16 protein-coding genes are annotated in these 20,245 nt (G+C 57.7%); 9 read left to right on the top strand and 7 right to left on the bottom strand.

The window, feature by feature from the left end:
• Window positions 1-90 precede the first annotated feature (90 nt).
• Both RHP74_RS16850 and RHP74_RS16845 read right to left on the bottom strand, forming a co-directional pair.
• The gene (locus tag RHP74_RS16850) at window positions 91-1,668 is read right to left on the bottom strand and encodes a GMC family oxidoreductase N-terminal domain-containing protein (RefSeq protein ID WP_311095909.1); all 1,578 of its coding nucleotides are present in this window, start codon (window positions 1,666-1,668) and stop codon (window positions 91-93) included.
• 63 nt (window positions 1,669-1,731) lie between these two features.
• Entirely contained in the window at window positions 1,732-2,505 is a 774-nt protein-coding gene (locus RHP74_RS16845) for an alpha/beta hydrolase (RefSeq protein ID WP_077747721.1), read from the bottom strand.
• An 88-nt stretch (window positions 2,506-2,593) separates the two neighbouring features.
• On the opposite strand from RHP74_RS16845, the gene RHP74_RS16840 reads away from it, so the two are divergent.
• On the top strand, window positions 2,594-4,033 hold the full coding sequence (locus tag RHP74_RS16840; RefSeq protein WP_311095908.1) for an HD domain-containing phosphohydrolase: 1,440 nt from the start codon (window positions 2,594-2,596) through the stop codon (window positions 4,031-4,033).
• Window positions 4,034-4,093: 60 nt separating this feature from the next.
• On the opposite strand, the gene RHP74_RS16835 is transcribed toward RHP74_RS16840, so the two are convergent.
• A complete protein-coding gene (locus tag RHP74_RS16835) occupies window positions 4,094-5,011 on the bottom strand; it encodes a LysR substrate-binding domain-containing protein (RefSeq protein WP_311095907.1) in 918 nt (305 codons plus the stop codon).
• A 105-nt stretch (window positions 5,012-5,116) separates the two neighbouring features.
• On the opposite strand from RHP74_RS16835, the gene RHP74_RS16830 reads away from it, so the two are divergent.
• The 4 genes from RHP74_RS16830 to RHP74_RS16815 all read left to right on the top strand — a co-directional run bounded on the left by RHP74_RS16830 (window position 5,117) and on the right by RHP74_RS16815 (window position 9,519).
• Window positions 5,117-5,449 carry a nuclear transport factor 2 family protein gene (locus RHP74_RS16830; protein ID WP_172791098.1) on the top strand — a complete coding sequence of 111 codons (333 nt, stop codon included), beginning with the start codon at window positions 5,117-5,119 and terminating at the stop codon, window positions 5,447-5,449.
• Window positions 5,443-6,219 carry an SDR family oxidoreductase gene (locus RHP74_RS16825; RefSeq protein ID WP_311095906.1) on the top strand — a complete coding sequence of 259 codons (777 nt, stop codon included), beginning with the start codon at window positions 5,443-5,445 and terminating at the stop codon, window positions 6,217-6,219. Before RHP74_RS16830 ends, RHP74_RS16825 begins: the two co-directional genes overlap by 7 nt.
• A gap of 217 nt (window positions 6,220-6,436) precedes the next feature.
• Complete coding sequence (locus RHP74_RS16820) at window positions 6,437-8,221, top strand: sulfate permease (protein ID WP_311095905.1); 1,785 nt, start codon at window positions 6,437-6,439, stop codon at window positions 8,219-8,221.
• A gap of 305 nt (window positions 8,222-8,526) precedes the next feature.
• Entirely contained in the window at window positions 8,527-9,519 is a 993-nt protein-coding gene (locus RHP74_RS16815) for a TerC family protein (protein ID WP_311095904.1), read from the top strand.
• A gap of 42 nt (window positions 9,520-9,561) precedes the next feature.
• Here RHP74_RS16815 and RHP74_RS16810 read toward each other — a convergent pair whose 3' ends face one another.
• Together RHP74_RS16810 and RHP74_RS16805 are read right to left on the bottom strand one after the other, a co-directional pair.
• Entirely contained in the window at window positions 9,562-11,094 is a 1,533-nt protein-coding gene (locus tag RHP74_RS16810) for an ATP-binding protein (protein ID WP_311095903.1), read from the bottom strand.
• Window positions 11,095-11,175: 81 nt separating this feature from the next.
• On the bottom strand, window positions 11,176-13,434 hold the full coding sequence (locus tag RHP74_RS16805; protein ID WP_311095902.1) for a nitric-oxide reductase large subunit: 2,259 nt from the start codon (window positions 13,432-13,434) through the stop codon (window positions 11,176-11,178).
• An 802-nt stretch (window positions 13,435-14,236) separates the two neighbouring features.
• Here RHP74_RS16805 and RHP74_RS16800 point away from each other — a divergent pair.
• From RHP74_RS16800 to RHP74_RS16785, 4 genes are all read left to right on the top strand, one after another.
• The gene (locus RHP74_RS16800) at window positions 14,237-14,617 is read left to right on the top strand and encodes a response regulator (RefSeq protein WP_311095901.1); all 381 of its coding nucleotides are present in this window, start codon (window positions 14,237-14,239) and stop codon (window positions 14,615-14,617) included.
• Between the two features lie 171 nt (window positions 14,618-14,788).
• Window positions 14,789-15,742 carry a TAXI family TRAP transporter solute-binding subunit gene (locus tag RHP74_RS16795; protein ID WP_083376616.1) on the top strand — a complete coding sequence of 318 codons (954 nt, stop codon included), beginning with the start codon at window positions 14,789-14,791 and terminating at the stop codon, window positions 15,740-15,742.
• A gap of 81 nt (window positions 15,743-15,823) precedes the next feature.
• Window positions 15,824-17,851, top strand: coding sequence for a TRAP transporter permease (locus tag RHP74_RS16790; protein WP_145307832.1), 2,028 nt, complete (start codon window positions 15,824-15,826; stop codon window positions 17,849-17,851).
• Window positions 17,848-18,246, top strand: a complete 399-nt coding sequence (locus tag RHP74_RS16785; RefSeq protein ID WP_145307829.1) for a DUF1850 domain-containing protein — start codon at window positions 17,848-17,850, stop codon at window positions 18,244-18,246. Before RHP74_RS16790 ends, RHP74_RS16785 begins: the two co-directional genes overlap by 4 nt.
• Window positions 18,247-18,316: 70 nt before the next feature.
• Here the strand turns inward: RHP74_RS16785 and dctM are convergent, their stop codons facing one another.
• A complete protein-coding gene (dctM, locus tag RHP74_RS16780; protein ID WP_145307827.1) occupies window positions 18,317-19,600 on the bottom strand; it encodes a C4-dicarboxylate TRAP transporter large permease protein DctM in 1,284 nt (427 codons plus the stop codon).
• The gene (locus tag RHP74_RS16775) at window positions 19,597-20,229 is read right to left on the bottom strand and encodes a TRAP transporter small permease (RefSeq protein WP_083376620.1); all 633 of its coding nucleotides are present in this window, start codon (window positions 20,227-20,229) and stop codon (window positions 19,597-19,599) included. Before RHP74_RS16775 ends, dctM begins: the two co-directional genes overlap by 4 nt.
• Between the last annotated feature and the right edge of the window lie 16 nt (window positions 20,230-20,245).

The raw sequence follows: 20,245 nt of genomic DNA, 5'->3' as shown, positions 1-20,245 counted from the left end.
GGTCAATTGCTGTAGGTTGCGACCGTCAATTGCCTCCCTTTCTTTGCAAGGCCGGCGATACCGCCGCCCGCTGTCAGTGTTCTCATTGCTTTATCCGCGTGGCGCTGTGACCGGAGCGATCACTCCATGCGCCGCGAGGATGAGATCGGCTGCTCGCTCGCCAATGACGACGCAAGGAGCCATGGTGTTGCCAACGGTGATTCGCGGCATGATCGAGGCATCGGCGATCCGCAGTTTCTCGATGCCATACACGCGGAGTTGATGGTCGACCACCGACATCGCATCTCGGCCCATTTTCGCGGTGCAGGACTGGTGCCAGTAGGACACTGCAGAATTGCGCATGAACTGCTCCATGGCGCGGTGATCTTTTGGCCCGGGGACCACCTCGCGCTTTACCAACCCATTGAAGGCTTCGCTGTTGCCGATTGCCCGGCAGAGGTCGATCGACGCAAACGCCGACGCAATGTCCTCGGGTGCGCTCAGCGAGTTCGGCTCAATCAGCGGTGCATCCAATGGCCCGGCGCCCGATAGGCGCACGCGCCCTCGACTGACAGGCCTGGCCAGCCCTGCGAACGTCGTCCAACCCTGTTGCGGCGGCGGGATACCCACTTCAGCCGGGGAGGGCACCGCAAATTCAAGCTGACAGTGCAGCAGGTCTGGGGCGTCCAGGCGACTGTCGCTTTTCCAGTACACAGTGGTTTCACAACCACCGCCGCCCACAGCTTGGGGTCGCAAGTATTCCCAGGTACAGGCAAAGGCAATATGGTCCTGAAGATTCTGACCCACGCCGGGAAGGTGACTGATCGGAACGATGCCATGGGTGCGCAGTTCGCGCTCCGGGCCGATTCCTGACTGCATGAGCACCTTGGGCGTATTCACCGCGCCGAGGGACAAGACGACTTCGGCTTCGGCATAGAAGCAGTGGCGTTGCCCTTCGATGATCACTTCGACACCGACCGCCCGTGTGCCATCAAGAAGGACACGGGCCACCAATGCGCCGGTGAGAACCGTCAGATTCGGTTGGTTCAGCAGTGGCCGGATATAGGAATCGTAAACGGACTCGCGCCTGCCCTGATTGATGCGCAGATCGGTGATCGCGGCCCCGCCCGGGCCTTCCATCATCGCGCCGTTGGGACTGTCATATCGGGGAATACCGAGACGGCTGGCCGCTTCCAGTATTGCCTTGGCGAGGGGCTGAGGCGTAGCCGGCTGCTCGACATGCACGGGACCACCAGAACCCCGCCGTGCGGCATCCGGGCTGCCGTGCCAGTTCTCGATCCTCCGGTAATAATCCAGTACCGAATCGTATCCCCAGGTAGCGTCGCCGGACTCGGCAGCGAAGTGATCCCAGTCCGATCGATGCCCGCGTGCCCAGACCATCACGTTGATGCTGGATCCACCCCCGAGCCCCTTGCCCATGTTCAAGGAAAGACGACGACCGTTGAGGTGGGGATTGGCTTGTCCTTCGAATGCCCAGTCGCGCTCCGAACCGAGGTTCAGCGGCCACTGCGCGGGTTCTACAACCTCTGGGCCGTTGTATTCGTTGCCTGCTTCAATCAATAACACGCGTGCGTTGGACTGTTGGGCAAGGCGGGCAGCAACCACGCAGCCCGCCGTGCCTGCGCCACACACGATGAAGTCGTAGTTGCGCTCACTCAGATGATTCATGCGTCCGTTCCGTATCGATGCAGCGGTTGAGTTCAGGGTTTTTAGTGGCGCCGCACGCAGCAATCACTGCTCGCCGACTTTTTTCACTGCCTCGAGAATCACCTTGGCCACTTCGGCTGGCTGCGACTGCTGGGGAACATGGCTGGTGCGCAGTTCCGCCAGGGTGGCGCCGATACGCTTGGCGGCAGAGCGCTGGACATCGGGATGGATCATCCGGTCCTCTGTGGCGAGCAGATACCACGACGGTTTGGTCTTCCAGGCCGAAACGGTCGTTTTATCCTCGAACGCGGAGGCTTTGATGGGGCCTTGCGTCGCGGTCATCACGGCGGTCTGCGTCGCAGGGAGGTCCTGGGCGAAGTCCTTGGCCATGCCTTCTGGCGTCAAGTAGAGGAAACCGTTGCCGTCAGCCTTGATCTGGCTGATGCCCGGAGGCGTGGGCGCGCCTTTTCCTTGCTCGCCGCTTGTTTGACCGGCATCAGGCGCAAAGGCGGCGACGTACACCAGGGCGCGGACTTTTTCGTCGCTGCCGGCCTGAGTAATCACGGTGCCGCCCCAGGAGTGACCGACCAGAACGACCGGGCCTGGCTGATTGTTCAAGGTTCTTTGCGTCGCAGCGACGTCGTCGGCAAGCGAGGTGAGCGGGTTTTGCACGACCGAAACTGCAACCCCTTTGGCCTGAAGAAGCGGCACGACCTTGGCCCAATCGGAGCCGTCGGCGAATGCGCCGTGTACGATGACCACCGAAGGCGTTGTATCTTTGGCCTGACTGACACCCGCGACCAATGTGCTTGCAAGGGCAAAGGCGACGGTGGCGGCTTTCGATCTGAATGTTTTCATTGCATCAGCTCCTGTGTGGGAGCTCAAATTCTGCTGACTGGCCTGCTTCGTGGGCATCGGTCATTTATCCGACCCAAGGCATTTTTTCATGGATAGCGCGTTGCACCTGGACATCTCATTGAGCGGAGCGTTGCGGGCGATTGGCCAGGTCGGGGACCTCAGCATGGGACAGCCTCTCGGGCATTCCCGACGCGTTGCCGCACTGGCGCGGAGGTTGGCGCAGGCCGCACACGGCGAGGGCGAGCATCAGAGGGTAGCGGAGCAGGTCGCCTTGCTGCGCTGGTCAGGTTGCACCGCCAACGCCGAAGGGTTTGCAAATCTGCTGGGTGATGACGTCGATGGCCGCCGTGCGATGCTCGATCTGACCCTGAGCAAAGAGAAGATGAACGCGGTGCATCAGGCGATCCCGCTTGCCGTGGTGCACTGCGAGGTCTCTGGCGAAGTCGCGAGAACCCTCGAACTGGGTGCCGCTGTCGAGGCCGGCTTGTGCGGCGTATTCGAAACCTACGATGGGACTGGCCGACCGCTGGGCTTGACCCATGAACACATTCCGGAGGTTGCCTATCAGGTGGTGCTTGCAGGTGATCTGGATATTCTCAGTCGAGCACATGGCCTCGACGCGGCGCTGCGCTGGATTCGCGACCAGTCGGATCGGCGTTATCCCGCCTCCCTAGCGTCGTTGCTCATGGATAACGCCAGGGAGTGGCTGGCAGACCTGGAAGGCCTCTCGCAACACCCGGCCGACGCGCAGGCCGAACGTTCGGTCTCGCTGACATTGGTGGGGGACGTGATTGACTTGAAGCTACCTTGGCTGGCGGGGCATTCGCGGCGGGTGGCGCATGTTGCGATGGAGGCTGCACGTTCGTGGGGGCTAGATGAACCCTCCCTGACTGCGATCGGCAAGGCAGCGCTCGTTTACGGTCTCGGCCGGGCAGCCGTTTCCAACCAGCTCTGGAATACCGCCGGGGCGCTTTCTTATAGCGCCGTGGAGCGGGTGCACCTCGTCCCCTACTGGACGCAGCAGGCGCTGAGGCCTATCAGTGAGCTGGCCGTGTCTGCGGAGATTGCAGCCCATGCTTACGAACGGCTGAATGGCAGTGGTTATTTTCGAGGTGTGATGGGTGATGCACTGTGTGCCGAGCACCGACTGTTCGCCACCTCCGTGGCCTGGGTCGCACTAAGGGAAGCCCGGCCATGGAGGACGGCCTATGGCGAATCGGAGGCGGCCAGTCTGCTCGCACAGGATGCCGCCGGTGGCTTGTTCGACAAGGATGTTTGTGACGCGGTTATCGCCGCTGCCCGTGGCGAGCGTCGGACTCATCAGCCGAAGGGCTCGTTACTCACCGCACGCGAGTGTGACGTGCTCCTGGAAATCAGCCGTGGCGCTAGTAACAAGCAGGTGGCGCGACTGCTGGACATCAGTCCGAGCACTGTTCGCACCCACATGGAAAGCATATTTCGCAAATTGGAATGCTCGACCCGAGCCGCCGCGACCCTGAAAGGATTGACGCTGGGTTTGATCGCCTGATGCCGAGTAGCGCCAGGTTAATCGGTGTGTGTGGCTCGTTTGTACAATCGATGGGCGACGTTACGCGGGTCCATCTTTGGCGAGCGGTTTGGCGCGAGCCAGGGCGATGAATGCCTTGATCGCGGCGGAGGGGTTGCGGCGGTTAGGGTAGTACAGGCAGAGCTTGTCTCTGGGCGGCGTCCAATCTTCCAATACCCGCTCGAACTGTCCGGCCTCGATTTCATCCCGGACGTCCTGCTCCATGAAAAAGCCGAGCCCCATGCTTTCCTGCACCGCTGCTTTGACGACGCTCGGTTCATCAAGCGTGAGCGGCCCGTTCACATCGAGCCTGGTCACTTCTCCATCTCGCTCGAAATGCCATGGGAAAATCGCCCCATTGGGTAGACGGACACGCACGCACCGATGGTTGAGCAGATCAGGCGGTGTTCGTGGCCTGCCGTATTGGTCGAAGTACGCCGGTGTACCGACCACGGCGTACCGTTGCGGCAGGCCGAGGGGGATCACGATCATATCGCTCGGCACGAGGCTCGCGGAACGTACGCCGAAATCGAAGCCATCAGCGACGATATCCACCAGGCGGCCTTCGGTGACAAGGTCGATGTGTACCTTCGGATGATGCCGCAAGAATTCCACCACCAATGGCAGGAGTGCTGTTCGAGCAGCGCTGGCGAACGCATTGATGCGCAGCGTACCCGAAGGGCCGGCATTGTGAGATCGCACCGCGTCGAGCGCCGCGCGCAAATCCTGCAGGGCCGGCCCCACCTGCTCCAGAAAAATCCTGCCGGCCTCGGTGACGGCCACGCTGCGGGTCGTGCGATTGAACAACCGCGTTTCGAGGCTTGCTTCCAGTTTAGCGATGGTGCTGCTTAACGCGATGGTTGAGACATTCAGATCGATGGCAGCTTGTCGAAACGAAGCCCTGCGGGCAACCGCTATAACGGCGTCCAGCTCGCTCAGGCCTAAACGAGGGTCTGACATGAATTGTCCTGGATTATGGGATAGGTCATAAAGTTTATCCCAGTTGAGCAAACTATCAGTCAGGTCGCAAGATCACTCCAGGTAATCCATCCAGGAGATCAGCAAATGAGCCTTAAGCTTCCCGTCGCCGTTGAGACGTACTTCGATGTCAGCAATGGCGGCGACCTATCACAACTTGCGAGCTGCTTCTGCTCGCATGCCAGGGTGTTCGATGAAAACAAAACGCATGAAGGCATTCAGGCCATCGAAGTCTGGCAGAGGGAGGTCCGGCGGGCTTTCTCTTTTGACGTTCAACCTCTGCAGGCAATGCAGGGAGAGGGCAGGCTGACCGTCATTGCACGGCTTACCGGCCATTTTCCCGGTAGCCCGGTTCAGCTGAGTCACGTCTTCACGCTGGAGAGCGATCGCATAGCCTCCTTGGAGATCACGCCATGCTGAACCTTGGCTTGAGTGGTAAGCGAGTCCTCGTCACCGGAGGCACCAAGGGCATCGGGAAGGCCGTGGTCGACCTGTTCCTGGCCGAGGGCGCGAAGGTGATTACCTCTGCTCGGGAGCCAAACAGTGCCCTGCCGGATGGCCTGTTGGTTCTGGCCGATCTTTCGACCCGGGAAGGCTGTGATGCAGTCATCGCCGCGACCCGACAGCGACTGGGCAGTGTGGACATCATCATCCATGTCCTGGGTGGTTCGTCGGCACCTGGCGGCGGCTTCGCTGCACTGGACGAAGAGCAGTGGCAACGTGAGCTCAATCTGAATCTGTTTCCGGCCGTGCGCCTGGATCGTGCCTTGCTCCCGGATATGCTGGAGCGAAAGGAAGGGGTCATCCTCCACGTGACCTCCATCCAGAGTCGGCTGCCTCTGCCGGCCGCTACGACAGCCTACGCAGCGGCCAAGGCTGCGCTTTCGACTTACAGCAAGAGTTTATCGAAAGAGGTTTCGCCCAAAGGCGTCCGTGTTGTCCGGGTTTCGCCAGGCTGGGTTGAAACCGAAGCCTCGGTCGCATTGGCCGAGCGACTCGCGCAGGAGGCAGGGACTGACTATCAAGGCGGCAAGCAGATCATCATGGAAGCACTAGGGGGCATCCCGCTCGGGCGCCCATCGACGCCGTCAGAGGTTGCCGACCTGATTGGCTTTCTGGCTTCGCCTCGAGCTTCATCTATCACGGGCAGTGAGTTTGTCATCGACGGCGGAACGGTGCCGACTGTCTAGCCGTCTTTTTCGCGCGAATTTGCCGAATGCCGAAACCAGCGACCAGCGCGTGTTCACTGCCGGTGGACATTTGGCGGATATCCGCTTGGCCGTTAGCTGCATTTCATCATTGGCAGCTACCGACCCCGGCATTCGCCCCCTCGGAATCGGGCATCAGGACGGGACAATTTGCCTGATTGAGCTACTGTCTAATCACATTACCGCAGGCCACAGCGCTATGAGCAATTCGGATTCTTTGCCTCCCGTCCCTGAACCGGGCCGGATTGCACGTCGCGGTGTCGGTAATGAAACCGGGTGGGGTCGCTGGCTTCCTGGACTTCGCACGCTACGCGGGTACCGGGTTGCCTGGTTGCGTCACGACATCATGGCCGGGTTGGTGCTCACCACGATGTTGGTGCCCGTTGGCATCGCCTATGCCGTGGCATCGGGCGTGCCCGGCATCTATGGCCTCTATGCGACCATCGTTCCTCTGATCGCTTACGCGTTGTTTGGGCCCAGCCGAATTCTGGTGCTTGGCCCGGATTCTTCACTGGCCGCCGTTATTCTCGCGGTCGTCCTGCCCCTTTCGGGCGGCGATCCACAACGCGCCATCGCACTGGCGGGCATGATGGCGATCGTTTCAGGAACGGTGTGCATCCTGGCGGGTATCATGCGCTTAGGGTTCATTACGGAGTTGCTGTCCAAACCGATCCGTTACGGGTACATGAACGGCATCGCGCTGACTGTACTCATCAGCCAATTACCCAAGCTCTTCGGTTTTTCGATTGAGTCAGACGGCCCGCTGAGAAACATATGGGCCGTCGTCACCGCGGTGATGGAAGGAAAGACCAACTGGACCGCGTTCATGATCGGCGCAGCCACCTTGATCGTGATCCTGCTACTCAAGGATTACAAACGCGTGCCGAGCATCTTGATTGCAGTGGCAGGCGCCACTGTCGCTGTCGGTATGCTGGACCTTGGTACACGCGCGGGAGTGTCGGTACTCGGTTCGCTTCCACAAGGTTTACCGGAGTTGACCATCCCCTGGATCACCCGAGCCGATATTATCCCCGTGCTCATCGGCGGCTGCGCCGTCGCACTTGTGTCGTTCGCCGACACCAGTGTGCTCTCTCGTGTCTATGCAGCACGGACCAGAACCCACGTCGATCCGAACCAGGAGATGGCAGGGCTCGGTTTTGCCAATCTGGCGGCCGGATTTTTTCAAGGCTTTCCGATCAGTAGCAGTTCCTCTCGTACCCCTGTCGCCGAAGCTGCGGGCGCCAAAACCCAGTTGACCGGCGTTGTCGGCGCATTGGCCGTGGCCCTGCTGCTGATGGTGGGGCCGGACCTGTTGCAGAGTTTGCCCAGCAGTGCATTGGCAGCGGTGGTGATCGCGTCGGCCATCGGTCTGATTGAAGTCGCTGACCTGCGACGCATTTATCGCATCCAGCGCTGGGAGTTCTGGTTGTCGATCGTCTGCACTGTCGGCGTGGCGGTGTTCGGCGCAATCGAGGGCATCGGCCTGGCCATCGTGGTCGCCGTCATCGAATTTCTGTGGGATGGTTGGCGGCCGTATTCCGCAGTGCTGGGACAAGCCAAGGGGGTCAAGGGCTACCACGATATCCAGCGCTATCCCGACGCAAGCCTCATCCCCGGCCTGGTGCTGTTTCGCTGGGATGCGCCGTTGTTTTTCGCCAACGCCGAGCTGTTCAATGACCGCGTGCTGGACGCAGTGGCGGCATCGCCAACGCCCGTGCGCTGGTTAGTCGTTGCAGCGGAACCCGTCACCAGTGTCGACGTCACTTCTTCCGACATGCTATTGGAGCTGGACGAAACCCTGCGCGCAGTAGGCATCAAGTTGTGCATGGCTGAGATGAAGGACCCGGTCAAAGACAAGCTGAAGCGATTCGGTCTTTTCGCGCGACTTGGCGAAACGGCATTCTTTCCCACCATTGACGATGCCGTCGACAGCTACCTGGTGATCCATTCGAGGGATGGGGCAGGGCAGGACGAGACACGCTGAGTGGCGATCGTGCTCGAGCGACTGCTATTGGGCCTGCAGCAGTCGCTTGCGAGTTGCAGAATCGGCGATAAGCGGTCCGCCTGCGTCCAGGGTGATGCCTCTGCATGCAGATAGGATCTCTGCCTATCGGCACTCCAACTTCCGCTACGACCTACCGATTTGAAATAACTCGCAAACCTTGCGTGATTGAGAAACCCCACACGCCTCTCTAGATTTGAACTCGCAATGCCGGGCCCCTCTGACAGCTAACCGCTGCCATGTCGGAGTTGCAGTTTGTATAACTTCGACACCTAGAGGAGGGGCTTATGACTGCCCTGGAACCGTTCTTCCTGGCCGAGTTTTTCGGCACCGCCACTTGGTTGTGGCTCGCCTTTATCAGCATCGTAATAGGCCTGTTGGTGTTCGACCTCGGGGTGCTGCACCGCGAGCAGCGAGAAATCGGTGTTCGTGAAAGTCTGCTGCTGTCAGCCGGCTATATCACGGCTGGTTTGCTGTTCGGCCTCTGGGTCTGGCAAGTCAAGGGTGTTGACGCCGGGATGGATTTCTACACCGGCTTTCTGATCGAGAAATCGTTGTCGATGGACAACGTATTCCTGATGGCGATGATCTTCAGCTTTCTCGCAATCCCCCGTAAGTATCAACACGAGGTGCTGTTCTGGGGCATTCTCGGTGTCATTGTGCTGCGTGCGATCATGATTGGCCTGGGGGCGGCGCTGATCGCCGAGTTCAGCTGGATTCTCTATGTGTTCGGCATTTTCCTGCTGCTGACCGGCGTGAAGATGCTGTTCAGCAAGGTCGATGCCCAGCCGAACCTCAGCGAAAACCTGCTGGTGAAGTTTCTGCGCAGACACATGCGGGTGACCGAGCGACTGCATGAAGGGCGCTTCTTCGTCCGCCAGGCGGACGCCAGCGGCAAGTCCGTGGTCTGGGTGACGCCGTTGTTCCTGGCCCTGGTGCTGATCGAGTGTGCCGACCTGGTGTTCGCCGTGGACAGTGTGCCGGCGATCTTCGCCATTACCCAAGACCCCTTCATTGTCTACACCTCCAACATCTTTGCCATCCTTGGTCTGCGTGCGTTGTATTTCGCTTTGGCGGCGATGATTCACCGTTTCGCCTACCTCAAGTACGCGCTGGCACTGGTGCTGGTGTTTATCGGTGCCAAGATCTTCCTGGTCGGCATCATCGGCAAGATTCCGGCGGTCATTTCCTTGAGCGTGACCCTGGGGTTGCTGCTGAGCGGTGTGCTGCTGTCGCTGTGGAAAACCCGCGATCAGGCCTCTGCTGGCCCGCAGGTGTAAATCCCCAAAGGTGGCGGCCAGCACCGCTTGTTCGCCTCAGTTTCAACCGAAACTGACGCCCAAATCCGTCGACCACTGGGTGTCAGTGTCGGTGTCCTGGGCCGGGTTCAAGACGGGCGGTTCTGGCAAGAGCAGTGGCAAGGCGCACATAAACGTAGCGCCTTGTCCCTTGATGCTCGTGGCCCAGATCCTGCCGTCATGAAATTCGATGATCGAGCGGCAAATAGACAGCCCCATGCCCAGCCCTTCAGCCTTGGTGGTATAGAACGGGTTGAACAGTGACGGCAAATCGGCGACATCAATGCCTTCGCCGCTGTCATTGACTTCTATGATCACTTCGTTGCGCTCAACCCTCGTGCAAATGTTCAGCGAGCGCGCTCCTTCACACAGATTGCCCATGGCCTGGCAGGCGTTCATGACGAGATTGATGATGACTTGTTGCAACTGCACGCGATCGCCATTGATGCGAGCGTCGGCGGCATCCAGCGACAAATGCTGTTTGATGTGTTTATGACTCATCTCGTGCTGAACCAGCAGCAGAGTGTCAGTCACGATTTTGTCGAAGGCATGATGTTGACGTTGTGGAACGCACTTCTTCGACAACGCACGGATGCCGGTGATGACGTCACTGGCGCGCATCGAACTCTGGATGATGCGATTCAGAGACAACTTTGCCTCTTTCAGTTCCGGTTTATCACGGTCGATCCAGCGCATGCACGACTCTCCGCTGGAAACGATCGCTGCCAGCGGCTGGTTCACTTCATGGGCGATGGAGGCGGCGAGTTCACCCAGCGATGTCATCCGGGTGACATGCGCCAGCTGAGCTCGGGAGTCGAACAACGCCTGCTCGGCTTGGCGCTCCGAGGTGATGTCCATCACCGCCGCCACGTACTCGCGACTATGGGCGCTATTGCTCAGGTTGATGGCGTTAAAAACCATCTGCACGTAGCGGCAATTGCCATCCGGCATGATCAAGCGCTGTTCCAGTTCAATGTCCGGCACCCCGGCCGCCAGTCGGGTAAACAGTCCGCCAGCCAGCAAGTGATCTTCCGGGTGCAGCCTTGCCGTCATCAGCGCCCAGGACGGCTCGATATCCCGAGGGTAACCGTAGATGCGAAAGGCTTCCTCGGACCAGCGTATTTCTTTGCATTGGCCGTGATCGAAGCGCAACCCGACGCTCCCGGTCCGGCTCAAACGTTGCGCCCCGGTCAGAAAAGCCTGATTGCGGCGCAATTCATTGGTCGACCATTTGCTGCGTACAGTCAGCAAGGTGATGGTCACCAGCGAGACAAGGCACCTGATGTAGCCAACAATGCTGCCTGTGGCTTGGTAGAAGTAATCGATGATGAAACTGCCGGTGACCAGGAGGAAGCAGAACAGCGCGACAATGGTCACTGTCCGGATCGAAAAAACATGCGCCGACATGAACAACAGCGTGATGTAGAGCACGGCATGCGCGAGATCCGAGTCAATCAAAAGATTGATGACGGAGATAGTGATTGCCGCCGATACAGAGGCGATAAACGCCAGCCGGTCTGACTCCAGGAAACGTTTGCAAAGTCGCGTGAGCAGCATGTTTTTTCCCTTTAACAATGGCGCAGGTTGACCGTCGCGGTCAGCGTCGCCGAGGGGCGACGCCCATTTACCGCTGGACCGTTACGCAGCCTCACTCACCAGCGCTTTCGACGATGTCCACATTAACCCGCGAGTGATCTGTGCAATGACGGCGAAGGCACCCACCATGAACACCACATCACCAATGGTTCTCATCCAGCGCAGCGTCTGCATCAAGTCTTGCTGCATGAACGCTTCGCTGCGTGCATACCACAGACCCTGGCTGGCGCTGGCGTAGAACTGCATCAGGCCGATGGGCAGCAGGCTGGTGAAAATCATCAGCAGCAGGCCCGCGTTCAGCCACCAGAACCCAACGGTCATGAGGCGATTGTTGAACCGCAGGTCGGGGCGAATGTAGCGCAGGATCAACAAGCCAAACCCCAGCGCCAGGAAGCCATAGACACCGAACAGGGCAGCGTGGGCATGTAGCGGGGTGGTGTTCAAACCTTGTATGTAGAACAGCGCGATTGGCGGGTTGATCAGGAAACCGAAGACTCCGGCACCGAGCATGTTCCAGAAGGCGCAGGCTACGAAAAACTGTAATGGCCAACGCACGCGTTCCATCCACGGGGCGCGGTCGCGCAGACGCCAGTTTTCCCATGCTTCATGCCCCAGCAGAATCAGTGGCACGACTTCCAGAGCGCTGAATGTCGCCCCTACGGCCATGACCGGCGTAGTAGTCCCGGAGAAGTAGATGTGGTGAAACGTGCCGGGTACACCGCCGAGCATGAACAACGACGCGGACGCGAGCGTGGCGGTCGTCGCCATTCTCTTCGAGACCAGGCCCATGCTGGTGAAGATGAATGCCAGCGCACTGGTAGCAAAAACTTCAAAAAAACCTTCGACCCACAGATGCACCACCCACCAGCGCCAGTACTCCATTACCGAAAGGTGAGTCCGTTCGCCATAAAACAGTCCGGCTCCGTAAAACAGGCCGATAGCAACCACCGAGCATGCGAGCAGCGCCAGCAGATTTTTATCGCCCGGGCTGCGTAGCGCGGGGATCATGGCACGCAACATCAGCACCAGCCAGAAGACGATACCGGCGAATTTTCCGATCTGCCACAGCCGGCCCAGATCGACATATTCATAGCCCTGATGCCCAAGCCAGAAACTCCACTCGGCTGGCAACAACTGGGCGATGGCGAGAAAGTTGCCGCAATAAGAGCCGATGATGACCACCACTAGCGCCCAAAACAGCAGATCGACGCCGAGCTTTTGCCACCGCGGATCTTTTCCGCCGTTGATGATCGGGCCAAGGAACAGCCCGGCGGCGAGAAAGCCGGTGGCGATCCAGAACATCGCACTCTGTAGATGCCACGTGCGAGTGAGGGAGTAGGGGAACCACTTGGACAGCGGGATCCCGTAGAAATCTTGCCCCTCGACGGTGTAGTGGGCTGTCAATCCACCCATCATCACTTGAAACCCGAACAGGGCGCCGACCAGCAACAGGTACTTGCCCAAGGCTTTCTGCGAGGGCGTCAAGGTCACCAGGCTGATGGGGTCTCGGGCGGGTGCAACGGGTTCAGCGTCGTCGTGCTTGCGTAAAAACGCCCACGCCCAAACGAGGAAGCCCACTCCCGCCACCAGCATGATGATACTGGCCATCGACCAGATGATGTTTTCGGCCGTCGGTGTATTACCGATCAGGGGTTCATGAGGCCAGTTGTTGGTAAACGTGGCGTTCTGGCCGTCTCGCTCGGTCGCGGCTGCCCACGCTGTCCAGAAAAAGAAGCGGGTCATTTGCTTGCGCCGTGCAGGGTCCGGCAGGGTTACCTCTTTCATCGCGAAGCTTTGACGGCTGCTGTGCAGGGTGGGATCGCCGCCGAACAGGGCATCGTAATACGTCGCTGTCTGCTCCATTGCCTGGCTGCGGCGAGCGCTGAGTACCAACGTGCCGTCAATCACGCGATTGCTGCGGTACTCACGCTTGAGCTGATGTTGTAAAAAGGCCTGTTGCTCTTCACCCAGCTCGGCAAAGGGTCTGTCATAGCTGTCAGTCGCCGCCAGTTCGAGCCAGGCAAGTAACTCGCGATGCAACCAGTCTGCCGTCCAGTCCGGTGCCTGGTACGCGCCGTGCCCCCAGATGGATCCCAGCTGCATGCCACCGACACTCTGCCAGGCCGTTTGCCCATCCAGAATGTCATCGGCCTTGAACAGCGTGTGGCCGTCGACACTCTGTATGTATTGCGGAATCGGTGGCGCCTGGCGATAGATCTCGCGCCCAAACCAGCCTAGCAGGCAGAACGTAACCCCAAGAATGCCGATCAAAATCCACCATAATCTTCGGTATTCACCCATGAATCACCTCGGCGTTTGCCTGTTGAATTCACACAGCAAGCGCGTGCGCTGCATTTGTGTAATTCGGTTATAAAAAAATGCGCAACTTCGTATTGATAAAAAAAGCGCTCTTTCGGTAAAAAGAGCGCTAAAGCCCGCTTTGAAAAGGAGGTATCAAACCGGGAGTGTCAATTCCAAACGGAGCGGTATCGCGTTGAGCGCATAAAAACGACGGTATGTCGTTTTTTCAGCGTTGATCGAATAATAACGGAATGAATAGGCGAGTCACTTATGCCTAGGGGTTTTTCGGAGGCATGTTCGTATGAGTTGATCAGTCTTTAGTATTAATTTAGGCGTATTTAATGTGTTTTTGGGGCTTTTCAGGTGCTGGCTTGCCAATGAGCATCATGAACTGGCGTGTTATTTATTTTTTCGGATTGTAGGGTGGAATTTGACAATTGATAGTAGGTCGTCGCACTGGGCAGGAAGGTGCTATTCAACAACCACGGGTAGAAGTTACGAGCTCTGACAAACTATACTTTCATATAATGTGACCATACCTAATTGCCCATAAATATTTACGTTTATCTGGCACTCTGTTCCAAGTGTTCAGGGGGGCGACATTCCCCGATTCGTTGGACATGGCCATCGAGAGCCGTGTCATCGACTTTGTCGCTGTCTGTCTTTAGCCGAAGCGCGGTGCCGCAAACGTTTCGCGTGTTTGATGATTTTCTGAAGCAGCATGAATATTGAGGTGCGGATGCGCGTCTTAACACAAGTGGAGTTCTGTCAATCAGCTCCCATAACCTCAAGGTTGAACTAATTGTCAAATATTCCAATCATTTCGATCGTTGACGACGACGACACACTTCGCATGTCGCTGGACAGTCTGGTGAGGTCAATGGGATATGTGACGCGAACCTATACCTGTGCCGAGGAATGTCTGGCCGATTATGCGCTGGATTCGACCTCATGCATGATTTCGGATATTCGCATGCCGGGGATGAATGGCTTGCAAATGCTGGAACAGTTGCTGGCGCGCGACATGCGGTTTCCGGTGATATTCATTACCGCCTGCATCGGTGAGACTCCCGAAGTAAAAGCGCGGGAACTGGGGGCCGTGGGCTACTTCAAGAAACCCTTCGATTCTGAGCAGCTCATGCGGCGAGTGCAGCATGTCCTGAGTGGTAGACCTGCCGAATAGAAATGAGTGGCCGAGTGACGATTCGCTCTGCTCCCTATCGGTATCGGGTTTTTTGCCAAGTCTGCACGTGGCGTCGGGTTATCAGGCCAACTCAGTTTTCCCCTCAAGTCGTTGGTTTCGACTACAGTGGTAAGACTCTGCATAAAGCCATAACAAGACGGAGAGTTTTCCATGCGAGTAACCAGTCGCTTTAGCCTCTTTGCGGCCACCGCTGCGTTGACAGTCTCGTGCGCAGCTAACGCCGCACCTGTGTTCATAAATATTCTTACCGGGGGGACTAGCGGGGTTTATTACCCCATTGGGGTTGGGCTGTCCCAGATATACAGCGATGGGATACCGGGGGCGAAGACTTCTGTCCAGGCGACCAAAGCCTCGGTGGAAAATCTCAACCTTTTACAAGCTGGTCGTGGGGAGCTCGCTCTGGCGCTTGGGGACTCTGTGGCTGATGCAAAAAACGGAGTGGAAGATGCCGGATTCAAGGCCCCGCTGACAAAGTTGCGAGCGATTGCAGGCGCCTATCCGAACTACATTCAAATTGTTGCGAATAAAGAGTCCGGCATCAAAACCTTGGCGGATTTGAAAGGGAAAACCATCTCCGTCGGCGCCCCGAAGTCCGGTACCGAACTGAACGCACGTGCGATTTTCAAAGCGGCGGGATTGACGTACGAAGACATGAGCAAAGTCCAATACCTACCCTTCGCGGAGTCGGTAGAGCTGATCAAAAACCGTCAGTTAGATGCCACGCTTCAGTCCTCGGGGTTAGGCATGGCGGCCATCCGCGACCTTTCCTCAACCATGCCATTGAACTACGTCGCGATCCCTCCTGATGTGGTTACGAAAATCGGCAATGCCGCTTATCAGCCTGCACAAATTCCAGCCAATACCTATGACGGACAACCTGAGTCAGTGCCTACTGTGGCGATCACTAATATTTTTGTGACGCGCGAGGACGTCTCGGAGGATGTTGCCTACCAGATGACCAAGCTGATGTTCGAAAACCTCACTCGCCTGGGTAATTCTCACTCAGCCGCCAAGGACATCAAGTTGCAAAATGCTGCCAGGAACCTACCCATTCCACTTCACCCCGGTGCCGAGCGCTACTACAAGGAAGCTGGAGCGCTGTAATCCAAAAATGCGCCACGGGGATGGTCGCTAGAGCGATAGAGCGGTTCGTACCCTTCTATGTAGTTTTGAGGCAGGTACCCAATGAGCGAAGATCATCATGGCATCGCCGCCAACCCACGCGACTGGCCTAAGACGCTGTTCTACGTGGCGTTGTTGTTTTCAGTTTTCCAGATTGTCACCGCTGCGTTTGCGCCGGTTTCCAGCCAGGTGCTGCGCGCGGTGCACGTTGGTTTCCTGTTGTGGGTGGTGTTTCTGAGTTACCCGGCGTATGGCAGAGCACGTCCTTGGCAGCCGCTGGCCTGGATATTGAGCCTCGCGGGGATTACCACTGCTTTGTATCAATGGTTCTTCGAGGCGGATTTGATCCAGCGTTCAGGTGACCTGACTACAGCTGACATGGTGGTTGGGCTGGTATTGATCGCCTTGGTGTTTGAGGCGGCGCGTCGGGTGATGGGGATCGCTTTGCCTGTCATCTGTGGATTGTTTCTGGCCTACGGTCTATTGGGTGAATACCTGCCAGGCGACCTGGCTCATCGAGGCTACGGATTCGATCAAGTCGTCAACCAGTTGTCATTCGGCACCGAAGGTCTCTACGGGACACCAACCTACGTTTCCGCTACCTATATTTTCCTGTTCATTTTGTTCGGGTCCTTCCTCGAACAGGCGGGAATGATCAAATTGTTCACTGACTTCGCGATGGGATTGTTTGGCCACAAACTCGGGGGGCCGGCAAAAGTATCGGTCGCGTCATCGGCTTTGATGGGGACGATCACAGGCTCAGGCATTGCGAACGTTGTCACAACCGGGCAGTTCACGATTCCATTGATGAAGCGCTTCGGCTACAAGGCAGCATTTGCTGGTGGCGTAGAGGCGACTTCGAGCATGGGCAGCCAACTGATGCCGCCTGTGATGGGGGCTGTCGCGTTTATTATGGCGGAAACAATTAATGTCCCGTTTGTAGAGATCGCCAAAGCTGCGTTAATTCCAGCCATCCTGTATTTCGGTTCGGTGTTCTGGATGGTTCACCTTGAGGCAAAACGCTCCGACCTTAAGGGGTTACCCAAAGACCAATGTCCCAGCGCATGGGGTGCGGTAAAGGAAAGCTGGTATTTGCTGATTCCGCTTTTTGTCCTGGTCTACCTGCTGTTTTCCGGACGTACTCCGCTGTTCTCCGGAATGGTGGGTCTGGCGCTAACAGCCATCGTTATTCTCGGTTCGGCAATCATTCTCCGGGTGTCCAGTTTCGCGTTGCGGTGTGCGTTCTGGATCGCGCTTGGTGTCCTCTGCGTCGGTTTTTTCCAGTTGGGTATTAGCGTGATCTTTGCGGTGATCGCCACGTTAGTGGTCATCTGCTGGTTCATTCAGGGAGGCCGAGCAACCCTGAGTATTTGCCTGAATGCGTTAGTCGAAGGTGCTCGTCATGCTGTACCGGTCGGGATTGCTTGCGCGCTAGTGGGAATCATCATCGGCGTAGTGTCATTGACGGGGATAGCCTCGACTTTCGCTGGTTACATACTGGCAATCGGCAGGGATAACTTGTTGTTGTCACTCATACTGACGATGATTACCTGCCTTGTGTTGGGCATGGGTATCCCGACGATTCCCAACTACATCATTACCAGTTCGATTGCAGCACCTGCTCTGCTTGAGTTGGGTGTGCCGCTGATCGTGTCGCACATGTTCGTTTTCTATTTCGGAATTCTTGCAGACCTTACGCCACCGGTTGCTTTGGCATGCTTTGCCGCAGCGCCCATCGCCAAGGAAACAGGATTCAAGATCAGTCTGTGGGCGGTTCGTATTGCATTGGCTGGCTTTGTCATTCCGTTCATGGCGGTCTACAACCCTGCGCTCATGATGCAAGGCGACAATTTGTGGATGACGGCCTATATGTTGGTCAAGACGATGTTGGCCGTTGGCCTTTGGGGAATGGCGTCCACAGGTTATCTGCAACAGAAGATGCCGGTTTGGGAGCGTTTATTGTGTTTCGCGGCAGGTGCTTTATTGGTCGTTGCGCTGCCGTTGACCGACGAAGTCGGTTTTGTGCTGGGTGTGATGCTGATACTTCAGCATGTCTGGCGGTCTCGCCGTGGCGGACTGGCCAGAGCATGATCGGCTTGTGCCTGGGGCTGGCGGGTGTCGCCTGGGCCCAACTCCCAATCTCAAGCTTTACACTGGCTTGGAATCACACAATCGAAAAAATCCGTTGGGAGGAAGACTATCGTGTCTCAGAACAGGGACTTGTGCTCACCGAGGCCAGGGTCAAAGGGAATGGCGCGGGTATGGAGATTCCCCCGGAGGCCAGGTTGGAAAAAGGCAGTTGGCACTATCAACGTCACCTGCCGCCCTTGCAGCCTCTGAGTCTGGGACGCACCCCGCAAGCAGGTGACTATCAGTTATGCTTCGATCAACAATGTCATGAGATGAGCGAGTGGCTAGGGCCACCCGTCAGCAACCCGGCCTCAGTGGATCTATGGAGTTGCTGGACGGACTCAGGACAACGCTAAGTGGCCGGGGTAGCATAAACGTGAAAGCCCTGTCCGGATACGAACGTCCAGTACCCGGACAGGGGAGGCATCAGCTCATGCCCAGCCAGTTTGGTAAAGCCAGGGAGATCCAAGGCACGTAGGTAATCAGCATCAGGAACAGGAGCAGTATCATCAGCCAAGGCATGGCGGCTCTGATCGTTTCCGGCAGAGTCATACCTGTCACAGCTGAGGTCACGAACAGATTCAGACCCACGGGCGGCGTGATCAAGCCGATCTCCAGATTCACCACCATAATGATGCCCAGGTGAATCGGATCGATACCTAGCTTCATGGCGATGGGGAAGAGGATCGGTGCCAGGATCAGGATGATGGCCGAGGGTTCCATAAAAGCCCCTGCAATCAACAGCACAATGTTCACCACCAGCAGGAACATCACCGGTGTCAGCCCCGCTTCAATCACCCACGCGGTGATCTGTTGCGGTAGCTGCTCAGTGGTCAAAACGTGCGCGAAGAGCATGGCGTTGGCAATAATGAACATCAGCATGATGCTCAGCTTGGCCGAGTCCAGCAGGACCTTTGGCGTTTCGCGGAACGTCAGGTCTTTGTAGACGAACAAGGCGATGAAGGCCGAGTACACGGCCGCCACCGCCGCAGCTTCGGTGGGGGTAAACATCCCGGAGTAGATACCTCCCAGGATGATGAACATCAGCAGTAGACCCCAGATCGCCTTGCGTGCCGTGCCAAGCCATTCACGGAACGTCGCGCGCGGCATGGCGGGCAGCTTTTTCTTCACGGCGACGATGTAGATCGCCACCATCAGCGCCAACCCCAGCAGCAGGCCTGGTAACACGCCCGCCATGAACAGTTTGCCGACAGACGTTTCGGTCGCGGCGGCGTAGACCACCATGACGATCGAGGGTGGAATCAGGATGCCCAGCGTCCCAGCGTTACAGACGATCCCCGCGCCGAAGGCCTGCGGATAACCGGAGCGGACCATGCCGGCAATGGCAATTGAACCCACCGCCGCCACAGTGGCTGGGCTCGATCCTGAAAGGGCAGCGAACAACATGCACGCCAACACGGCAGCGATAGCCAGACCACCACGAATATGACCGACACAGGCATTGGCAAAATCAATCAGCCGCCGAGCGACGCCACCGGTGGTCATGAAGGCTCCCGCGAGCAGAAAGAACGGGATGGCCAGCAGCGTGTAGTGCTCCGACGTTTCGAACAACTTGATCGCCAGTGAGCGCACCGAGTCCGGGCTGAAAAAAACGATGGTCAGTGAGCCTGCCAACCCCAGGGAGATAGCAATGGGAACGCCGATCAACATCAGCACGAACAATGAGGCAAAGAGGAAGGCAATGGTCATGACTTGTCATCCTCGTGTTCGGTCAGCTTCAACGCATCTGCGGCTTCATCAGCCAGGCCCAGGCCGGTCTGCCTGTTTTGCAGGATGCGCACGAGAATTTCAGCGAAACGGATGAAAACCAAGGCGAACCCTACGGGGACGATCAACCCGATGTGCCATTGCATGATCCCGTACTGGCCCAGGTCTTCGGCGCCAATTTGGGCAACCATCAGGGTCTGGATCCAGCCAAAACTGGCGATGCTGAGCAGCCCGGCATAAGTCAGGCAGAAAAGGCAGGCGATGATGCCAATGAACCGTTGCACCGGTTTGCTGGCCAGCTTGACCAAGGCGTCGACGCCGATATGGCCTGCGGTGCGCACGCCGTACGACAGCCCGAAAAATATCAGCCAGCCGAACAAGGCCTTGGTCAGTGAGGTGCTCCAGGTCATGGCTTGCGCCATACCCATGACGCCGTCGCCGATGGCGAACAGCGATTCGCTGGCGCCTTCCCAGCTCTCGGCGAGGCGGTAGAACAGGGTGTAGAGGTTGTTGAGGACAACGTAGACGAATGTTACCAACGTCATGGCCGCCAGAAGGAAGACGATGAAGCCTTCCTCGAAGTGTTCCCAGATGCGCCGAAGAGCATTCATGGATGGCATCTCCTGT

It is taken from the genome of Pseudomonas sp. SG20052 (genome assembly GCF_031766055.1).
GTDB classification, from domain to species: domain Bacteria; phylum Pseudomonadota; class Gammaproteobacteria; order Pseudomonadales; family Pseudomonadaceae; genus Aquipseudomonas; species Aquipseudomonas mandelii.
This window is presented reverse-complemented; position numbering and strand designations above follow the sequence as displayed.

Excerpts from the sequence above, each read along its gene's own strand:
- RHP74_RS16840 (WP_311095908.1), top strand. The coding sequence starts at position 2,594 with ATGGATAGCGCGTTGCACCTGGACATCTCATTGAGCGGAGCGTTGCGG.
- RHP74_RS16850 (WP_311095909.1), bottom strand. The coding sequence starts at position 1,668 with ATGAATCATCTGAGTGAGCGCAACTACGACTTCATCGTGTGTGGCGCA.
- RHP74_RS16795 (WP_083376616.1), top strand. The coding sequence starts at position 14,789 with ATGCGAGTAACCAGTCGCTTTAGCCTCTTTGCGGCCACCGCTGCGTTG.
- RHP74_RS16825 (WP_311095906.1), top strand. The coding sequence starts at position 5,443 with ATGCTGAACCTTGGCTTGAGTGGTAAGCGAGTCCTCGTCACCGGAGGC.
- RHP74_RS16835 (WP_311095907.1), bottom strand. The coding sequence starts at position 5,011 with ATGTCAGACCCTCGTTTAGGCCTGAGCGAGCTGGACGCCGTTATAGCG.
- RHP74_RS16845 (WP_077747721.1), bottom strand. The coding sequence starts at position 2,505 with ATGAAAACATTCAGATCGAAAGCCGCCACCGTCGCCTTTGCCCTTGCA.
- RHP74_RS16830 (WP_172791098.1), top strand. The coding sequence starts at position 5,117 with ATGAGCCTTAAGCTTCCCGTCGCCGTTGAGACGTACTTCGATGTCAGC.
- RHP74_RS16815 (WP_311095904.1), top strand. The coding sequence starts at position 8,527 with ATGACTGCCCTGGAACCGTTCTTCCTGGCCGAGTTTTTCGGCACCGCC.
- RHP74_RS16775 (WP_083376620.1), bottom strand. The coding sequence starts at position 20,229 with ATGAATGCTCTTCGGCGCATCTGGGAACACTTCGAGGAAGGCTTCATC.
- RHP74_RS16820 (WP_311095905.1), top strand. The coding sequence starts at position 6,437 with ATGAGCAATTCGGATTCTTTGCCTCCCGTCCCTGAACCGGGCCGGATT.
- RHP74_RS16785 (WP_145307829.1), top strand. The coding sequence starts at position 17,848 with ATGATCGGCTTGTGCCTGGGGCTGGCGGGTGTCGCCTGGGCCCAACTC.
- RHP74_RS16790 (WP_145307832.1), top strand. The coding sequence starts at position 15,824 with ATGAGCGAAGATCATCATGGCATCGCCGCCAACCCACGCGACTGGCCT.
- RHP74_RS16810 (WP_311095903.1), bottom strand. The coding sequence starts at position 11,094 with ATGCTGCTCACGCGACTTTGCAAACGTTTCCTGGAGTCAGACCGGCTG.
- dctM (WP_145307827.1), bottom strand. The coding sequence starts at position 19,600 with ATGACCATTGCCTTCCTCTTTGCCTCATTGTTCGTGCTGATGTTGATC.
- RHP74_RS16805 (WP_311095902.1), bottom strand. The coding sequence starts at position 13,434 with ATGGGTGAATACCGAAGATTATGGTGGATTTTGATCGGCATTCTTGGG.